At 65.6% G+C, this 16,643-nt stretch carries 13 protein-coding genes; 1 reads left to right on the top strand and 12 read right to left on the bottom strand.

The genetic code is table 11. The features are described 5' to 3' along the window. Positions 1 to 45: 45 nt before the first annotated feature. The 6 genes from WBP07_RS00950 to WBP07_RS00925 all read right to left on the bottom strand — a co-directional run bounded on the left by WBP07_RS00950 (position 46) and on the right by WBP07_RS00925 (position 8,072). Entirely contained in the window at positions 46 to 1,455 is a 1,410-nt protein-coding gene (locus tag WBP07_RS00950; RefSeq protein WP_395393584.1) for an efflux transporter outer membrane subunit, read from the bottom strand. 17 nt (positions 1,456 to 1,472) lie between these two features. After that, the gene (locus tag WBP07_RS00945; protein ID WP_395393583.1) at positions 1,473 to 4,670 is read right to left on the bottom strand and encodes an efflux RND transporter permease subunit; all 3,198 of its coding nucleotides are present in this window, start codon (positions 4,668 to 4,670) and stop codon (positions 1,473 to 1,475) included. A gap of 60 nt (positions 4,671 to 4,730) precedes the next feature. Further along, a complete protein-coding gene (locus tag WBP07_RS00940) occupies positions 4,731 to 5,978 on the bottom strand; it encodes an efflux RND transporter periplasmic adaptor subunit (RefSeq protein WP_395395687.1) in 1,248 nt (415 codons plus the stop codon). A gap of 32 nt (positions 5,979 to 6,010) precedes the next feature. After that, complete coding sequence (locus WBP07_RS00935; RefSeq protein ID WP_395393580.1) at positions 6,011 to 6,427, bottom strand: hypothetical protein; 417 nt, start codon at positions 6,425 to 6,427, stop codon at positions 6,011 to 6,013. A gap of 432 nt (positions 6,428 to 6,859) precedes the next feature. Beyond that, positions 6,860 to 7,480, bottom strand: a complete 621-nt coding sequence (locus WBP07_RS00930) for a TetR/AcrR family transcriptional regulator (RefSeq protein WP_395393578.1) — start codon at positions 7,478 to 7,480, stop codon at positions 6,860 to 6,862. Positions 7,481 to 7,598: 118 nt separating this feature from the next. Beyond that, on the bottom strand, positions 7,599 to 8,072 hold the full coding sequence (locus tag WBP07_RS00925) for an Lrp/AsnC family transcriptional regulator (protein WP_395327846.1): 474 nt from the start codon (positions 8,070 to 8,072) through the stop codon (positions 7,599 to 7,601). Positions 8,073 to 8,203: 131 nt separating this feature from the next. Here WBP07_RS00925 and WBP07_RS00920 point away from each other — a divergent pair, with 131 nt between their 5' ends. After that, a complete protein-coding gene (locus tag WBP07_RS00920; protein WP_395393576.1) occupies positions 8,204 to 9,253 on the top strand; it encodes a Glu/Leu/Phe/Val dehydrogenase in 1,050 nt (349 codons plus the stop codon). Between the two features lie 215 nt (positions 9,254 to 9,468). Here WBP07_RS00920 and WBP07_RS00915 read toward each other — a convergent pair whose 3' ends face one another. From WBP07_RS00915 to WBP07_RS00890, 6 genes are all read right to left on the bottom strand, one after another. Beyond that, on the bottom strand, positions 9,469 to 10,188 hold the full coding sequence (locus WBP07_RS00915; RefSeq protein ID WP_395393574.1) for a siderophore-interacting protein: 720 nt from the start codon (positions 10,186 to 10,188) through the stop codon (positions 9,469 to 9,471). Positions 10,189 to 10,244: 56 nt separating this feature from the next. Beyond that, positions 10,245 to 11,150 (bottom strand): phosphate ABC transporter substrate-binding protein, encoded by a 906-nt coding sequence (locus tag WBP07_RS00910; protein WP_395393571.1) that lies wholly within the window; start codon positions 11,148 to 11,150, stop codon positions 10,245 to 10,247. Between the two features lie 17 nt (positions 11,151 to 11,167). Beyond that, the gene (locus WBP07_RS00905; protein ID WP_395393570.1) at positions 11,168 to 12,721 is read right to left on the bottom strand and encodes an acetolactate synthase large subunit; all 1,554 of its coding nucleotides are present in this window, start codon (positions 12,719 to 12,721) and stop codon (positions 11,168 to 11,170) included. A gap of 2 nt (positions 12,722 to 12,723) precedes the next feature. Then, positions 12,724 to 13,581: an HpcH/HpaI aldolase/citrate lyase family protein gene (locus WBP07_RS00900; protein WP_395393568.1), complete on the bottom strand. Its 858-nt coding sequence runs from the start codon at positions 13,579 to 13,581 to the stop codon at positions 12,724 to 12,726. 319 nt (positions 13,582 to 13,900) lie between these two features. Next, positions 13,901 to 14,899 carry a protocatechuate 3,4-dioxygenase gene (locus WBP07_RS00895; protein ID WP_395393565.1) on the bottom strand — a complete coding sequence of 333 codons (999 nt, stop codon included), beginning with the start codon at positions 14,897 to 14,899 and terminating at the stop codon, positions 13,901 to 13,903. A gap of 312 nt (positions 14,900 to 15,211) precedes the next feature. Further along, complete coding sequence (locus WBP07_RS00890; RefSeq protein ID WP_395393563.1) at positions 15,212 to 16,510, bottom strand: MFS transporter; 1,299 nt, start codon at positions 16,508 to 16,510, stop codon at positions 15,212 to 15,214. Between the last annotated feature and the right edge of the window lie 133 nt (positions 16,511 to 16,643).

Here is a 16,643-nt window from a genome sequence, read left to right as displayed (position 1 = left end):
CTGGCCTTGCCGCCCCTTTCTCTTTGGGCGCACCACGCGGAAAGATCAGGTTTCCTGCCAGTTCCCGCCCAGCGCGCGGAACAGGTCCACTTGCGCGAAGGCCACCGCGCGCGTGGCCGATGCATAGTCCGCCTCGGCCCCCGCCAGCGTGCGCTGGGAATCGAGCACGTCGAGCGCGTCGATCTGCCCCCTGCTCTGCCGCGCCATGCTGACGTCCGCCGCGCGCTTGGCCGCATCGCGGGCCGAAGCGAGCCGATCCTTGCGCAGCAGAGCGTTGCGATAGGCGGAAAGCGCCGTCTCGGTCTCTTCCAGCGCGGTCAGCACGGTGCCGTCGAACGTCGCGAGGTCGGCCTTGGCGTCTGCCCGCGCGCCGCCGATCCGCGAACGGATGGCTTCCTGGTTCGGGAACGCCCAGGAGATCATCGGCCCAACCAGCCAGCGCAGCGGTCCGCCGCCGAAGATGTCGGTCACGCCCACCGCCGTGGTGCCGATCGATCCGCCCAGCGTGATCTTCGGGTAGAGATCCGCCGTAGCCACGCCGATCCGCGCGGTATCGCCGGCCAGACGGCGCTCTGCCGCCTTCACATCCGGACGGCGTGCCAGCAGGGTGGCGCCGTCACCCACAGGGATCGGCTGACCGACATCGGGCGTGGTCGTGCGATCGCGCACCGAAGCCGGCAGGTCCTGCGGCGTCCGCCCGGTCAGCGTCGCCAGTCGGAACATCGCCGCATCGCGCGTAGCCTGAAGGCTGGGGATCGCCGCCGCCTGCTGCTCGCGCAGCTGCGTCACGCGGATCACGTCCAGCTTCTGGTTGAGGCCGCGTTCGAAGCGGGCATTGGTGATCCGCTCCGACTTGTCGAGCAGCGCCACGGTATCCTGCGCCACCGCGATCTGCTCGGCCGCGCTGGTCGCATCGACATAGGCGCGCACGGTATCGGCAACCACCGTCACCCGCACCGCATCGGCATCCTCGATCGAGGCTGCAAGATCGGCGCGCGATGCTTCGATCCCGCGCTTCACGCGGCCGAACAGGTCCAGCTCGTAGCTGACCGAAAGCTCGCCATCGACGCGGCGCCCTTCCCGGTCATAGCCCGGCAGCACCTGACTTTCCGAGACGCGGCCGTAGGTACCGCTGGCGTCGATGCCGGTCTGCGGCAACGCGTCGGACTTCGAACCGCGCAAGTTCGCCCGCGCCTTCTCGATCCGGGCCACCGCCACCCGCACGTCGGTATTGGCGGCCAGCGCATCGGCGACGAGGCCGTCGAGCACAGGGTCCTTGTAGAGCCGCCACCAATTGTCGTCCGGCCAGGCGTTGGTCACTTCGGCGGACTGCACGCCCACGAAGGGCGCGCTTGCCGTGGCCGGCGGCGTCGGCGCGACATAGTCGGGTCCGACGGCGCAGGCCGTGAGGCTGGTGGCGACCAGAAGAGTCGCCACCATGTTCTTGATATTCATGGACATCATCCGTCCTTTCATTCCGCCGGAATCACCGCGTGGCTCTCGTGGTGCGGCCCAAAGTCCGACTGGGCAGGCTTGCGCCGAAGGGCCGCCGCGAGCTTGCGGCAAACGACGTAGAAGGTGGGCGTGAACAGCAGACCAAAGGCGGTCACGCCGGCCATGCCGAAGAACACCGCCGTGCCCAGCGCTTGCCGAAGCTCGGCCCCCGCGCCGCTCGCGATCACCAGCGGCACCGCGCCGAGGATGAAGGCGAACGAAGTCATCAGGATCGGGCGCAGACGGGTGCGGGCCGCATAGACGGCGGCTTCCACCGGCGAGTAGCCCCGCTCCTCTTCCGCCTGCTTGGCGAATTCGACCACGAGGATCGCGTTCTTCGCGGCGAGCGCAATCAACACGACCAGGCCGATCTGGGTGAGGATGTTGTTGTCCATCCCACGCAGGTTCACGCCCAACATGGCCGCGAACAGGCACATCGGCACGATCAGGATGATCGATAGCGGCAAGGTCAGGCTCTCGTACTGGGCGGCCAGCACCAGGAAGACGAACAGCACCGCCATGCCGAAGACGATTCCGGCCGTGTTGCCCGCAGTTGCCTGCTGATAGGCGATACCCGTCCACTCATGGCCGTAGCCCGAGGGGAGCGTTTCGTTCGCCACCTTCTCCATCGTCGCCAGCGATTGGCCCGAGGAGTAGCCCTTGCCGTAGCTGCCGTCGATTTCCACCGCCGGGTGCAGGTTGTAGCGCACCACGCGGTAGGGTCCGGTCTCGTCCTTGAAGGTCGCGACCGAGCCGACCGGCACCATCGCACCCGAGTCCGAACGCGCCTTGAGATTGGCGATATCCGCCGTCGATCCGCGATAGGGCGCATCGGCCTGCGCGGTGACGCGATAGGTACGGCCCAAAAGGTTGAAATCGTTGATGTAGGACGAACCGAGGTAGACCTGCATCGCTTCGAAGATCTTGGACGGAGAAACGCCCAGCATATCGGCCTTGCGGCGGTCCACGTCGGCATAGACACGCGGGGTGTTCATGCTGAACAGGGTGTAGACCTGCTGAAGCTGCGGCTGCTGGTTGGCCTGCGCGATCAGCGCGCCGGCAGCCTTTTGGAGTTCACCCAGACCACGGCCTTCCTTGTCCTCCACGATCATGCGGTAACCGCCCGGGGGGACGATGCCGTTGATGGTCGGCGGCGGGATCAGCAGCACTTGCGCCTTGTCATAGCCTTTCATGGCCGCTTGCGCCTGCGCCATGATGCCTTCGTACGTCACGCCGAGTTGCTTGCGCTCCTCGAAGCTCTTGAAGGGGAAGTAGATGGCGGCAGCATCGGGCGCCGCGGTCTGCGACGGGCCGTGGAAGCCCGCGAACATCACCGCGCCGCGCAGGCCCTTGATCGGCAGCAGACGCTTCGCCACGTCCTGCGAGACTTCGTCCGTGCGGCTGAGCGACGAGCCCGGCGGCAGGAAGATCGCGGCCAGGAAGTAGCCCTGATCCTGCTGCGGGATGAAGCCGGTCGGCGTTGCCCAGAACATGCCCACGGTGGCAGCGATGAGGGCGGCATAGGTCGCCATCATCTTCACCGGCGCCTTCACCAGCCTCAGCGTCAATGCTGCGTAGCGATCGCTCATCCGGTCGAAGCCGTGGTTGAACTTGTCCGCTGCGCTTTGCAGCACCTGCTTCCAGCGCGGGGCATTGGCCGGAAGGCCGTGCTTGTCCTTCAGCAGCAGCGCGGCAAGCGCGGGCGAAAGCGTGAGCGAGAGCAGCAGCGAGATCGCGGTGGCCGTGGTGATGGTAACGGCGAACTGCTTGTAGAACTGCCCCGACATGCCGGTGATGAACAACGTCGGCACGAACACTGCGCAGAGCACCAGGACGATGGCGATCAGCGCGCCGGTCACTTCGTCCATCGAGCGCCGAGCGGCCTCGATCGGTTTCATGCCTTCTTCGATGTAGCGTTCGACGTTCTCGACCACGACGATGGCGTCGTCGACGACGATGCCGATGGCGAGGACAAGACCGAACAGCGAAAGGTTGTTGAGCGAGTAGCCGACTGCCGCAAGCATGATCGCGGTGCCGACTAGCGAGACCGGGATCGCGATGATCGGGATCACCGCCGCGCGCCAGTTCTGGAGGAAGACGAGGATCACGAGCACGACCAGGATCACCGCCTCGAACAGCGTGTGATAGACCGCGTCGATCGACTGGCCGATGAATTCGGTGGGGTTGTAGATCACCGAATATTCCAGGCCCTTGGGGAAGGACTTGGCGACATCGTCCATCTCGGCGCGCACGGCCTTCGCCGCGTCGAGCGCGTTGGAACCCGGGCGCTGCAGCACCGCGATCACGACGGTGGGCTTGCCCGAAAGGTAAGTGTTTGTGGTGTAGTCCTGCGCGCCCAACTCGACACGTGCGACGTCGCGCACGCGGACCTGACGGCCATCGGCATCGGTACGCACGACGATGTCGCCGAACTGTTCGGGCGTGTTCAGGCGGCCCTGCATTTCGACGCCCACCTGGTAGGCATTACCCTTGTCGAACGGCGGCGCACCGATCGAGCCGGACGAAACCTGCACGTTCTGCGCCTTCAGCGCGTCCACGATCTCACCCGCCGTCAGGTTCATGGCGGCGGCCTTGTTGGGATCGATCCAGATGCGCATGCCATAGTCGCGCGAGCCGAACAGCTGCACGTCGCCCACGCCGTCCAGACGCGCAAGGCGGTCCTTCACCTGGGTCAGCGCGTAGTTCGACAGATAGTCGCGGTTCAGCGAGCCATCGGGCGACTGCAGGTTCACGACCATCAGGAAGTCTGGCGAGGTCTTGCGGGTGACGACGCCCATGGCGCGCACCGCTTCGGGAAGGCGCGGTTCGGCCACGGCCACGCGGTTCTGCACCAGAACCTGCGCGGCATCGAGATCGGCACCGATCTTGAAGGTGACGGTGATCGTCACCTTGCCGTCGCCGGTCGACTGCGAGGACATGTAGAGCATGTTGTCGACGCCGTTGATCTCCTGCTCGATGGGAGCAGCCACGGTGTCGGCAACGGTTTCGGCGGAAGCGCCGGGATATTGGGCGGTCACCGTCACCGTCGGGGGGACGATGTCGGGATACTGGCTGACCGGCAGGCCGAAGAACGCAAGCGCACCCACCACGGTGATGAGCACCGCGATGACGCCTGCGAAGATCGGCCGGTCGATGAAGAACCGGGAAAATCGCATGGGAATATGCCCCTCTCACGGGGAGCGGTCACGAAATGGACCGCCCCCCTGATGGGTGGATCAATGGGCGATGGTGGCCTGCGCCGCGGCGGGCGAGCTGGGGCCGGAAGCGGCAGCGGCGGCCGCTGCCTTCATGTCGGGCGCGATCTGCCCGCGACGGGTATTGACCTTGGCGCCGGCAACGGCGGCCTGATAGTTGGAGATGATGACGCGGTCGCTGGGCACGAGCCCCGTGCGGATCACGCGCAGACCATCCACCAGCGGGCCGAGTTCCACCGGCTTGGCGGCAACGGTGCCATCCTTGCCGACCGTCAGCACCACCTTGCGCGCCTGGTCGGACTGCACGGCATCGTCGGGCACCAGCAGGGCCTTGACGGTGCCGCCTTCCGCCAGGCGCATGTTGCCGAACATGCCCGGCGTCAGGAACCCGTCCTGGTTGTCCAGCACGGCGCGCACGCGGATCGTGCCGGAGCGCGGATCCAGCCCGTTGTCGGTGAAGTCCAGCTTGCCGTTCCAGCGGTACTGGGCCTCATCCTGCAGGCGCACCTGCACGTTCGTGCCGCCCTGATGCTCCGCCTTGTCGCGCTGGGTCTTGAGGAACAGCGCTTCGGAAGCATCGAACGTGAAGTAGATCGGGCTGACGGCGTTGATCGTGGTCAGTAGGCTGGCGCCGGTGCCGTTCTCACCCGAGACGAGGTTGCCCACGTCCACCCGGCGGTCCGAAATGCGGCCCGCGATGGGCGCGCGCACGGTGGAGAATTCGACGTCGAGCGCGCGCTGGGTAACGCGGGCCTGCGCGGCGCCAAGCTGCGCGCTGGCGGCGCGTACCTTGGCGGCGAGCTGGTCCACCTCGCTGGCGGCCATCGCCTCGTCACCCTTCAGGCCGGCGACGCGGGCATAGTCGGAACGGGCCAGTGCCAAGGCGCTCTGGGCCGATGCGACATCCGCCTTCGCCTCGGCCAGGGCCGCGCGATAGGGGCGCGGATCGACCACGAACAGCGCCTGCCCGGCCTGCACATAGTCGCCATCGCGGAACAGGATCTGGGTGACCGCGCCCGAAACGCGCGGACGCACTTCCACGGTCTTGCTGGGGGCGAAGCGGCCGACATAGTCGTCCCACTCGGTCACGTCCTTCACCAGCGGATTGGCCGCCTGCACGATGGCGGGCGGCATCGGGGCGGCGTCGGCAGGGGCTTCGTGGAACACCTTCCACCCCAGCCCCGCCACCGCGACGAGGGCGATGGCGCCGATCGCCATCCGGCGACCGCTTCCTCGCTTGCGGCCGGTGTCGCCGATCGGCGACGACACCTCGGCCAGTTCTTCCAGTTTTACGGGAGCATTCACGCAGCAAGCCTCCGGACCGGGGCGCGCAGGCGCCCGATAAAATCGATGACGGCGCCGACCTTGGCTTCGCTGTGACCCGCGGCCTGAGCCTCGCGGATCGCCGAGACCGGCAGAGTGTATCCGTGATGCCAGGCCTGAACCGCCAGTTGGCGCAGCGCTTCAAGCTGCTCGTTGGCGAGCATCTTGGAGGGCGGCATGGGGCCGAAGATCAGGCGGGCGAGCCAGCGGCGCGGGCGCTGCGGGATCAGGCTTTTCAGCCCATCCTCGCGCGCCAGTTCGACGACGCGGCGTTCGAGGCGGCTCAGCAATCCGCCATCCGTATCGGACGTACGGGCGGCCGGGATCGGAACCACGTTTGAATTTGCGACGGGCAGCGCCGGGTGCGCTGCATCGGAGAAATCGATGAAGGCCATGTCTGTGCTCCCTGGAAAGAAACCGGCGCGCGCCCCCGGGACAGGAGGGGGAGGTAAGGGCGCGCGCCGGCGGGCTCCGGCGCAAGGGGCACCGGAAAGTAATTGAGTGCAGCCCAGCACCGCACGGAAACAGGGTTCCGCCGCGTGGGCCGCTTTTCGTTTTTCAATGGAGCCGCCCGCGGGGGGTCGGGCGGCGCCGGGGAGGAACTCCGGCCCCGTACTCCCGTTAGACGGCGAGTCGGCTATGCCCTCGTTCTGTACCGATTGGTATATATAGCGGTACAGAAATCGTCAAGCAGTTTTCTGTACCGCTCGGTAAATTTAGGTGCGACGCAGCAATTTCAAGGGCGTGAATGCTGGGTGAATGAAAAAATCATCACCCTCTCCGCGCCTTGGCGGTTGCTGCCTCCCGCTCACGTCGGATTGATTCGCCTATTTACCCGGCCACATGGCGAGGAAGGTATCGACCACGCTTTTGGCTTCCTGCGTGCAGGCACCGCCCTGGGCCTTTACGGACATGCCCTGAAGCACGGTCGTCAGGCAGTGGGCCAAGGCGCGGGGATCGACGGTTCCCGGCAGATCGCCCTCATCCTTGGCGCGCGCGAAACGTTCGATCAGCGCTTCCTCGGTAGCGACGCGACGGGCGACCACGAAGTCGCGGATGGAGGCATCCTCCATCGTGCAGGCCACGGTGGAAATCACGCTGAGGCACCCGTTCGGGTCGTTGCCGCTGCCGCCGCAGTGAGTCGTGATGGCACCGTTCAGCAGCCGCTCTGCCACGCCGCGCGCGGTCGGCGCTTCCAGCGCCTTGCCCACATAGGCCAGCTTGTCGCGCTCGTAGAGGTCCAGCGCCTTCTTGAAAAGCGCCTCCTTGTTCCCAAAACAGGCGTAGAGGCTGGGCTTGGTGATGCCCATCGCCTCGGTCAGTTCGGCCATCGACGCGCCTTCGTAGCCACGCTGCCAGAACACGCGCAGCGCCGAAGTAAGGGCCTGTTCGGGATCGAATTCACGCGGGCGACCACGGGGGGCGGCAATGGAGTCGGAACATTTCATACCGGTCGGTATATAGTTATCCACACCCCCGCCGTCCAGAGGCGTTGCGCGCTATGATAAGTCATAGCCGCCGATAATCCCCGCAATTCCCGGCCTTTCGCCCCCCTGTAATTTTTCGTCACAAATGGTCGAGCGGCAGCGCGGTGGTGAACTTGATCTCCGATAGCGCGACCATCGAGTTGACTTCCTGCACGCCCGGAACTTGCGACAGTTTCTCGAAGAAAAACCGTTCGTAAGCCTCGATGTCCTCAGTGACGATACGCAACATGAAATCCACTGCGCCCATCAGCACGAAGCAATCGAGCACTTCGGGAAAGGCGTTCATGGCATCGGCGAATTGCGACAAGTTGGCGCGACCATGCGCGGTCAGCTTCACTTGCGCGAAGACTTGCGCACGCAGCCCGATCTTGCGCCGATCCAGCACGCAGACTTCGCTGCGGATATAGCCTTCGTCCTTCAGCCGCTGGATCCGCCGCCAGCACGGCGCCTGCGACAGCCCGATCTCCTGCGCGATGTCGGCGGAGGAGCGCGAGGCGTCCACCTGCAGGATCGCGAGAATCTTCTTTTCGTACTCGTCCAGCCCGGATGACATATTCAATTCCAAAATTATCGCATCGAAGAATGAATCATTCCATAGATAGCCCAATCTCCGTGAAATTCGCAATTTTTATCAGGCCAATCACTGCTATTTGAAAACCTCCCCCAAAGGAGGAAGAAGACGAGATGGTAAACACGGTGGATTGCGAACTGGGTGAACAGTTCGTGGTAATCGACGACCCCGAAAGCGGCGCGAAGGGCGTGATTGCCATTCATTCCACTTCGCTTGGCCCCGCAGCCGGTGGCTGCCGCTTCTGGAACTATGCCGATCAGGACGCACTGGCGACCGACGCCCTGCGCCTTGCCCGCGGCATGACCTACAAGAACGCCATTGCCGGCCTGCCCTTCGGCGGCGGCAAGGCCGTGCTCCAGCGCCCCGAAGGCGCGTTCGACCGCGCCGCGATGTTCCGCGCGTTCGGCCGTGCGGTCGAAAAGCTGGGCGGCCAGTACGTGACGGCGGAAGACGTGGGCACCACCATTGCCGACATGCGCGCGATTGCCGAGGAAACCCGCCACGTGGCCGGCCTCGACAAGAAGCCGGGCTTTGCTGGTGGCGACCCCTCGCCCTGGACGGCGCTGGGCATCTTCAAGTCGATGCAGGCCGCCGCGCGCGTGACCCTGGGCTCGGACGTGCGCGGACTGACCGTGGCGCTGCAGGGCACCGGCAATGTCGGTTCACACCTCGCAGAACTGCTCCATGAAGCCGGCGCCAAGCTGGTGCTGGCCGATGCCGACGCCGCCCGTGCAGAGGCGCTCGCAGCCAAGCTGGGCGGCCGTGTCGTCGCGCCGGCGGACATCCTTGCCGCAGAGGCCGAGATCTTCGCCCCTTGCGCGCTGGGCGCCGTGCTGAACGAGAAGACCATCCCCACCCTGCGCGCCCGCCTCATCTGCGGCGGCGCCAACAACCAGCTTGCCACCGAAGCCGACGGTGCGCGTCTGGCCGAGCGCGGCATTGCCTATGCGCCCGACTATGTCGTGAACGCTGGTGGCATCATCAACGTGGTCGCCGAGTATCTTGGTGAGACCGAAGACCAGGTCGGCGGCCGTATCGACCTGATCGCCGAGCGTCTGGGCGAGATCCTGGCGACGGCGGAACGCGAAGGCCGTCCGAGCCATGTCGTCGCCGACGAGATGGCGCAGCAGCTGGTCGCTCGCGGCCGACTGGTGGAAGCGTAATCAGGTCGAGTGGGGCGGGGTCAGGTACCCTGCCCCCTCACCTTTTGTTTTTAAGCCAACCTCCCCACACACATTTCGTCGCCCCCGCGAAGGCGGGGGCCCCGCTTCCTTCCGCCTCGCCGCCAAGAACAAGCGGGATCCCCGCCTACGCGGGGATGACGGGAGTGTTTGGGGTGAAGTAGTGAGGGGTAGTTGGGGCTGGCGTCGAGGCTAGCTCAGCCCTGCGCCTCACCGACCGTCCAATAGCCCGACGACCGCAGCCAACCCAGCGGATGGCCCATCTCGTCGGTCAGCTTGGCACGGATAGCCTGCGCAACGGCGGCCTCCGCCGCGATCCACGCATAGCCCTCGCCTTCCGGCAATCCGGCCTCGCCCAGCGCGGCGAGCAGCGGCGCGGCGTCTTCGCCGTGACCGTCATGCTCCACCCAGACCCAGTTCAGCCCTTCCCGCTCGGGAACCGGCGCACGCTCGATCCCGGGCGCGACCGAGACCAGCGCGGTCACTGGAATACCGGGACGCAGTTCCTCGATCCGGCGCGAGAATTGCGGGATCGCGGTCTCGTCGCCGATCAGCAGGTACCAGTCGAAATCATCGGTCACCACGGCGGAACCGCGCGGGCCGCCGATGTTCAGCACATCGCCGGGCTTGGCGGCCTTGGCCCATGCCGTGGCCGGGCCCGCCGGATCATGCAGCGCGAAATCGATCGCGAGCGTGCGCGCGGCGGTATCGAACAGGCGCGGCGTGTAATCGCGCATGGCCGGTTTCTCATCCGGCCCGGCAGTTTCCGAAGCGAAGAACAGCTTGATGTGATCGTCGGGCGAGGCGCTCTCGAAATCGGCGAGATCCTCCCCCTCCAGCCAGATCCGCAGCATGGCCGAGCCCAAGGGCTCGACACGGCTGACCGTCAGGCTGCGCCGCCGGATCTCCCGGCGCACGCGCTGCACGGAATGAGGGGGGACGGAATCGCGGGCTTGCTGTTCTTCGCTCAGGGTCAGGCTCCGAGGCTTGCCGTCACGTCGTCGAAAAGCTCGTCGACCGTGATCTTGTGGGGGATGATCTTCTGCTCGAAGGCCCAGTCGATGGCAAGCGCGATCCCCTTGCGATTGGCTTCCAGCCCCACCGGCGGGAACGGATCGGGCAGGCCGCCTTCAGTCAGATCGCGGCTCTCCACCACCATCCGGTAGAGTTCCCGCACCACGTCGGGGCGGTTCTTCGTAAGGTCCTGATGCACCACGAACATGTGGTTGATCGGCACCACGCCCTCACGCGCGAACCAGTCCTTGGCGGCGTTGAAGGGATCGGGAATCAGCCGCTCCACGCGCGGGTCCTTGGGCAGATCGACGCCCTGCAGCGTCGCCGCCAGTTCGCCGTCGAGCATCATCTGGCCAATGTCCGACCCCTTGGGCAGGCGCACGCAGTTGGCGGGATCGGTGTATTCCAGCAGATGCCCGTCACCCACGGTCATCCACGTCACCTTGCCGAGATCGACGCCGTATTCATGCTGGAGCACGCCGCGCACCCAGAGGCCGGTGGTCTGCGCGTACGTGCGCACGCCCACTTGCTTGCCCTCGATATCCTTGGGATTGAGATGGCCGAGGTCACGGTTGAAGCCCGCGCAGTGGTGCTGGAAACGGCCCGAGATCGGCGCCGGCAGCAGCACGAAAGGCTTGCCGTAGATCTTCGCCTGCAGGCAGGTGACGATGGCCAGTTCGCCGCAATCGAAGGCATTCTCGCGCAGCATGGCCTTGAAGCCGTTGTGCGCCTTTTCCGGCCCGCAGAAATCGAGGCTGACGATATCGGACGAAACCCGCCCGTCCTTCAGCGCCTTGGTCTGCGGATAATCCTGTACGTTTGCCCTAAGGACGATGTCTTGTGTCAGGACGTCGGTGGTGGTCATGGTGTTCCTTCTCCCGATCAGTAGAGCTTGACTTCGATCAGGCAGGGGCCGTCCATCTCGGTGGAACGTGCCATCGCCTTGTGGAAGTCTTCGGCATTGTCGACCTGCACGCCGGGCACGCCCATGGACTTTGCCATGGCCACCCAGTCGATGGTCGGACGGTCGATATCGATCATGGCCATGGCCTGCGGGCCGGGCTGCTGGCCCGCTCCCATGTTCGTGTATTCGGCCTTGAGAATCGCGTACTGGTTGTTCGCGAAGATGATCGTGGTGATCGGCAGCCCCTCACGCGCCTGCGTCCATAGCGACTGGATCGTGTACATGGCGCTGCCATCGCCCACCATGCAGAAGGTCCGCCGGTCCGGGCAGGCCATCGACGCGCCGGTGGCGACGGGGGTGCCGTAGCCGATCGAGCCGCCCATGTTGTTGATGAGGTCGTGCGGACGCGCGCCCATCGTCAGGCCCATGGTCTGGCGGCCAGTGGTGAGCGACTCGTCGACGAGGATCGCGTTCTCCGGCAGCGCTGCCGAAAGGGCCTGGGCGATGCTTTCGGGGTTGAGCGCGCCGCTGGGCACGCCCGCCTCGATCCGTTCCTGCACCAGCGGCGCAGCGCCCTTCAGGCCCAACGCGTCGATCAGCATTTCCAGGCCGAGCGCGCTGTCCTCGTCATCCGCGACCAGCGAGTGGACCACGGTGCCCGGCGCCTTCAGCAGGCTGGGCTTGTCCGGATAGGCGAAGAACGCCACCGGTTCCTTGGTCTCCAAAGTGACGATGTGCTTGAAGTCCTTGAGGAAGGCCTGCCCCAGCGGCACCGCGTAGGGAATGCGTTCCAGCGGCGTGCGGCCCGCGCCGCGCTCGATACGCGCAGTGAAGAACTGCGAGCCGAGGCGGCAGCCGGTGCCCGCCGCGACCACGCCGGCCAGTTCCAACGCGCGGCCGCGGGTGGCCTTGTTGCCAAGGATCAGCAGCGTGGGCTCGCCCGAGCGCAGGACCTTCGCCACTTCGTCCACGCGCGCCTGATCGGGCGCGGGGCGCGCGCGGGTGAGGCCCTGCGGCACGACCGGAGTTCCGGCGTCCTTCCACGCAGTGTCGCCCGGCAGGATCAATGTGGCGATCTGACCGGGATGTTCGCTGGCCTTGGCGCAAGCGGTGGCGGTGTCCCACGCAATCGTCGTCGCGGACTCGGCGCGGCGCACCCAGTGGCTGAGCGGGCGGGCCAGCCCTTCGATGTCCGACGTCAGCGGCGGATCGTACTTCAGATGCGATGCCGAATGCTCGCCGACGATGTTGACCATGCCGGACGAGGCGCGCTTGGCGTTGTGGATATTGGACAGCCCGTTGGCGAGGCCCGGGCCCAAGTGCAGCAGCGTGGATGCCGGCACGTCCTTCATGCGATACCAGCCATCCGCCGCGCCGGTGCAGACGCCTTCGTAAAGACACAGCACCGACTTCATGCGCGGATTGTCGAGCGCCGCCAGGAAGTGCATTTCCGAAGTGCCGGGGTTCGCGAAGCAAACCTCCACACCGTTGTCGACCAGCGTGTTGACGAGCGTTTCTGCACCGTTGGCCATGATCAGTACCCCGCCAGTTCGCGGCCCTGCCCGACGACGCCGTAGCTGCGCGTCGGCGCGGACATCAGGAAGCGATAGCCCTCACCGATCAGGCGCTCGACGTTCTTGGCATTGGTGTGCGGGTTGCCGACGACGACGTTGTGCTTCTTGCAGACCTCGACGATCCTGTTCATCGCGCTGACCACTTCGGGATGGTCGTACTGGCGCGGGTAGCCGAGGGCCTGCGAAAGATCGCCCTCGCCGATCAGCACCAGGCCGATGCCGGGCACGTTGGCCAGAATGTCGTCCAGATTCTCGATCGCCTCGGGGCTCTCGCACATCATGCCCACCAGCAGTTCGCCATGCGGTGCCAGCGGCCAAACGTCGGCCTTGGCGTAGTATTCGGGCTGCGACAGGCCCCAGTAGCGCGCGGCGGTGGCCGGGCCGTCGCCGCGAATGCCCTTGGGCTCATAGAGCGCGGCGCCGGTCGGCTTCGCATAGCGGGCGGAGGCGACCATGTTGTAGGCCTGCTCCACGGTGGAAACGTGCGGGGTGATCACGCCGTAGACGCCGCGATCCAGCACCTGCTTGGCCTGAAACTGGTTCATCTCGCCGCCGTTCGCCGGGATACGGGCGATCGGGGTGACCGCAGGCGCGACCGAGCCGCTCTCCGCGATCTTCTTGCGGTTGAGCATGTACTGGAGCGCGTCACCCAGCGCGGCCACGTCGTAAGGGTTGTGCTCCATCTCGAAGACAATGCCGTCATAGGGGGCATCGGTCAGTTCCTGCGCGGTCAGCTTGTCGACCTTCGAGAAGCAGGTGAAAGCGGGCTTGCCGGCTTCGAGAGCGCGGATGATGCCGTTGAGGCGCGTCTGGGTCATTGCTTGGATCTTTCCTTTCGGGCTTGCTCTGCCCGTACCTCTTCCCGGGCGGCATCGCGCGATTGATCCAACGACGACCGCCATCGAAAAACCGGCGGGCTGGTTTCGAAACCCGCCGAGGGGGAGAATTCTGACAGACTTGTTGCCGTCAGCCAGCGGGGAAAACCTCCCGCGCCGCGATTAAATGATCCGTCATCCCCGCGCAGGCGGGGATCCCGCTTTTCTTGGAACTGGACGAGAGGGTGCAGAAGAAAGCGGGGCCCCCGCCTGCGCGGGGGCGACGGTGGAGTGTGTGGAGCGCGATAAGCGCGCCGAAGCCTTATTCTTCCGGCTGCCAGTACATGAAGCCCATGCCCTCGCCGGTTCCGGCCTCGGTGCGCCAGCAGGGCACGTAGTCCACCAAGGTCATCTTCGCGCCGGTGTGCTGGAGGGCCATCATCACGATCGAGTAGATCTTCACCTCGCTCGTACCCGACTGGTAGTAACCGTCCGGGATCGCGGCGAGGCCTTCGTAGTCGTAGCTCGCCAGCTTCTCCATCACGTCGCGGTCGAACTCCTCGTCATTGACGAAGTGCGACAGGCCGCCCGAAGCGATCACCGCCACGCGCACGTCTTCCGGCCAGGCCTCGATCGCCTCGCGCAGCACGCGGCCGAATTCGATGCAGCGCGCCATCGAGGGCTGCGTCGGCGGATAGAACAGGTTGAACAGCACCGGCACGTGGCGCGGCACGTCGTCACCCATGATCTGGTGGTAGACGAAGCTATAGGCGTGCGGGACTACCGGATAGTCCGGCGCATAGCCCTGCCGCGATTCCATCCAGGTGTTCTGCGGCCACTTCTGAAGATCGTTCAGGTCGAAGTTGTGGTCCTGGAACGTCTTGATCAGGTATGTGGCGAAGTCCGGATAGGCCTGATGCACCACGTGGTGATCGGGCGCATAGACCGGGCGCTGCGGCGGGCCGTTGTGGACGTCCTCGCCCGTGTAGATCGTGATCGAGGGCGACTGGTCGGGCCAGATTTCCTTCTGGTCCTTGCCCAGCACGATTGCGACATCGACCTTGGCGCGCTTGTAGGCCTCCGCCATCTCGTCCAGCGCGGCGCGGCAGCGCGTGGCGCGCGTCGTGCGTTCTTCCAGCGTCAGGAACGGGGCGAAGGCGGCGCCGCGTTCGGCTTCCAGTTCCGGGTAGGTCCAGGTGCGGTTGCGGTACCAGAGTTCCGGGTTCTTGCGGTCGCGATCGCCGTTGTTCAGCCAGTCCTCGGGGGCCTGACCCAGCATCCCGCTGTGCGGAACCGCCATGCCGAATACGATCTGCGCCATTACATCCTCTTTCAATCAAATCTGCTGCGAACGTGTCGCAGAACTAGGGTCAGGACCTATTAATCACGCCTGCGAGGTTTGAAGCAAAATGGCTCAGGGCGAGGAAGGAAGGCGCAGGAATATGTCTATATTTCAAGACTTCCTGACGCTGCGCTGGGCCATTTTGATCAAATCCCTTCGGGACATTGGAATGCCTCGCAGGCGTGATTAGTAGGTCCTGACCCTAGGGGGCGGCCGTGGCGGCAGCCAATCCAATCTACGCTCCGGGTGATGCAACCCGCCCCCACGGGTGACATCGCCCGGAGCGCAGCGTCACTCGCCTGCTGCGAGTGAAATCTTGGGCGCCCATTCGGGACGCAGCACCAGCCACGTCGTCAGTGCACCGATCACGAGGAAGACGAAGATCACCATCATCGGCAGGTCGTAACTGCCGGAGACATGGAGCAGCCAGCCAGACAGGCTCGCCGCGACGCCGCCGGCAAGGCTGGTCGCCACCTGCTGCACGCCGGTGACGAGGCCCACGGCGGGCGCCGGGATCAGGGTCAGGCGGCAGAGCGCAAGGTTGTTGGCGGTGGCAAGCCCCAGAAACGAGAGCGAGAAGACGTTCCAGAACAGCGCCGCGTTCAGCGATTCCGCCTTGGCGCCCAGCAGCACGGTGCAGGCGCCGATGAAGCCGGCGATGACGAAGGCCTTGCGCACGAACACGGGATCGCCGCCGCGCGCGATCAGCTTGTCCGCCAGCCACCCGGCAATCAGCGCGACGATGGCGATGCCGGCAAAGCTGAAGAAGGTGAACAGGCCGGACTTCTCAAGGCTCAGCCCGCGCTCCTCGACCAGATAGCTGGGCATCCAGGTCATGCAGAAGAACGTGAAGTAGCCGTAGCAGAAGTTCACCACCAGGGTGCCCCAGACCAGCGGGCTGGAGAGGATGCTGGCGAAAGTGACGGACGAAGCCTTGCGCTTGATCGCGGCCATGTCTTCGCGGCGCGGCAGGTCGTTCTTGACGAGGAACATCCACGGCAGCAGCCAGACCAGCCCGACCGCGCCGGTGGCGATGAACATCACCCGCCAGTCATAGGCTGTGATCAGCCACGCCGCGATCGGCGCACCGATGGCGGGGCCGAACTTGTTGCCCATCGCGAACAGGCCGACGGCGGTGCCGCTCTGCCCTTCCTTGAAATTGTTGCGGATCCAGCGGTAGCTCGCCGGCATCACCACCGCCTCTGCCGCGCCGACGATGAAGCGCATCAGCACCAGCGCGAACATGGTGGAGATCAGGCCGGTCACCGCCGTCGCCAGACACCAGAGCACGAAGCAAACCGTGTAGGGCGTCTTCACGCCGTAGCGGTCGACCAGCCAGCCCGCCGGCACCTGGATCAGGCCGTAGGACCAGAAGAACGCCGCGTTCACCCAGCCCCGGTCGATGTCGGTCATGCCGAAGTGCTGGATGAACGGCCCATCGGCGAGAGCCGACGAGATGCTGGTGCGGTCGACGAAGGCGATCATCACGCCCAGCGCCAGCAGCAGCAGCACCGCCCAGGCGGCCGCGCTTGCGGGTGCGGCGGTACTCGCCCTCCTGCTTGCCCCGCCCCGTTCCAGTGCCTTTTCCATCTCGTCTCTCTCCACGTTTATGTCACCTATTGTCGCGTCTGGCGGCCAGAGTCTGTTTGGAAAATGCCCATCGGGCATTTTCAGGGCGGCACCGGCCCACTCCCCCACCCGACCTCCCACTAGTGTACTCTCG

This window comes from Novosphingobium oxfordense (assembly GCF_044029435.1).
In the GTDB taxonomy this organism is placed as follows: domain Bacteria; phylum Pseudomonadota; class Alphaproteobacteria; order Sphingomonadales; family Sphingomonadaceae; genus Novosphingobium.
This window is presented reverse-complemented; position numbering and strand designations above follow the sequence as displayed.

Excerpts from the sequence above, each read along its gene's own strand:
- WBP07_RS00950 (WP_395393584.1), bottom strand. The coding sequence starts at position 1,455 with ATGAATATCAAGAACATGGTGGCGACTCTTCTGGTCGCCACCAGCCTC.
- WBP07_RS00945 (WP_395393583.1), bottom strand. The coding sequence starts at position 4,670 with ATGCGATTTTCCCGGTTCTTCATCGACCGGCCGATCTTCGCAGGCGTC.
- WBP07_RS00935 (WP_395393580.1), bottom strand. The coding sequence starts at position 6,427 with ATGGCCTTCATCGATTTCTCCGATGCAGCGCACCCGGCGCTGCCCGTC.
- WBP07_RS00930 (WP_395393578.1), bottom strand. The coding sequence starts at position 7,480 with ATGAAATGTTCCGACTCCATTGCCGCCCCCCGTGGTCGCCCGCGTGAA.
- WBP07_RS00925 (WP_395327846.1), bottom strand. The coding sequence starts at position 8,072 with ATGTCATCCGGGCTGGACGAGTACGAAAAGAAGATTCTCGCGATCCTG.
- WBP07_RS00920 (WP_395393576.1), top strand. The coding sequence starts at position 8,204 with ATGGTAAACACGGTGGATTGCGAACTGGGTGAACAGTTCGTGGTAATC.
- WBP07_RS00910 (WP_395393571.1), bottom strand. The coding sequence starts at position 11,150 with ATGACCACCACCGACGTCCTGACACAAGACATCGTCCTTAGGGCAAAC.
- WBP07_RS00905 (WP_395393570.1), bottom strand. The coding sequence starts at position 12,721 with ATGGCCAACGGTGCAGAAACGCTCGTCAACACGCTGGTCGACAACGGT.
- WBP07_RS00900 (WP_395393568.1), bottom strand. The coding sequence starts at position 13,581 with ATGACCCAGACGCGCCTCAACGGCATCATCCGCGCTCTCGAAGCCGGC.
- WBP07_RS00895 (WP_395393565.1), bottom strand. The coding sequence starts at position 14,899 with ATGGCGCAGATCGTATTCGGCATGGCGGTTCCGCACAGCGGGATGCTG.
- WBP07_RS00890 (WP_395393563.1), bottom strand. The coding sequence starts at position 16,510 with ATGGAAAAGGCACTGGAACGGGGCGGGGCAAGCAGGAGGGCGAGTACC.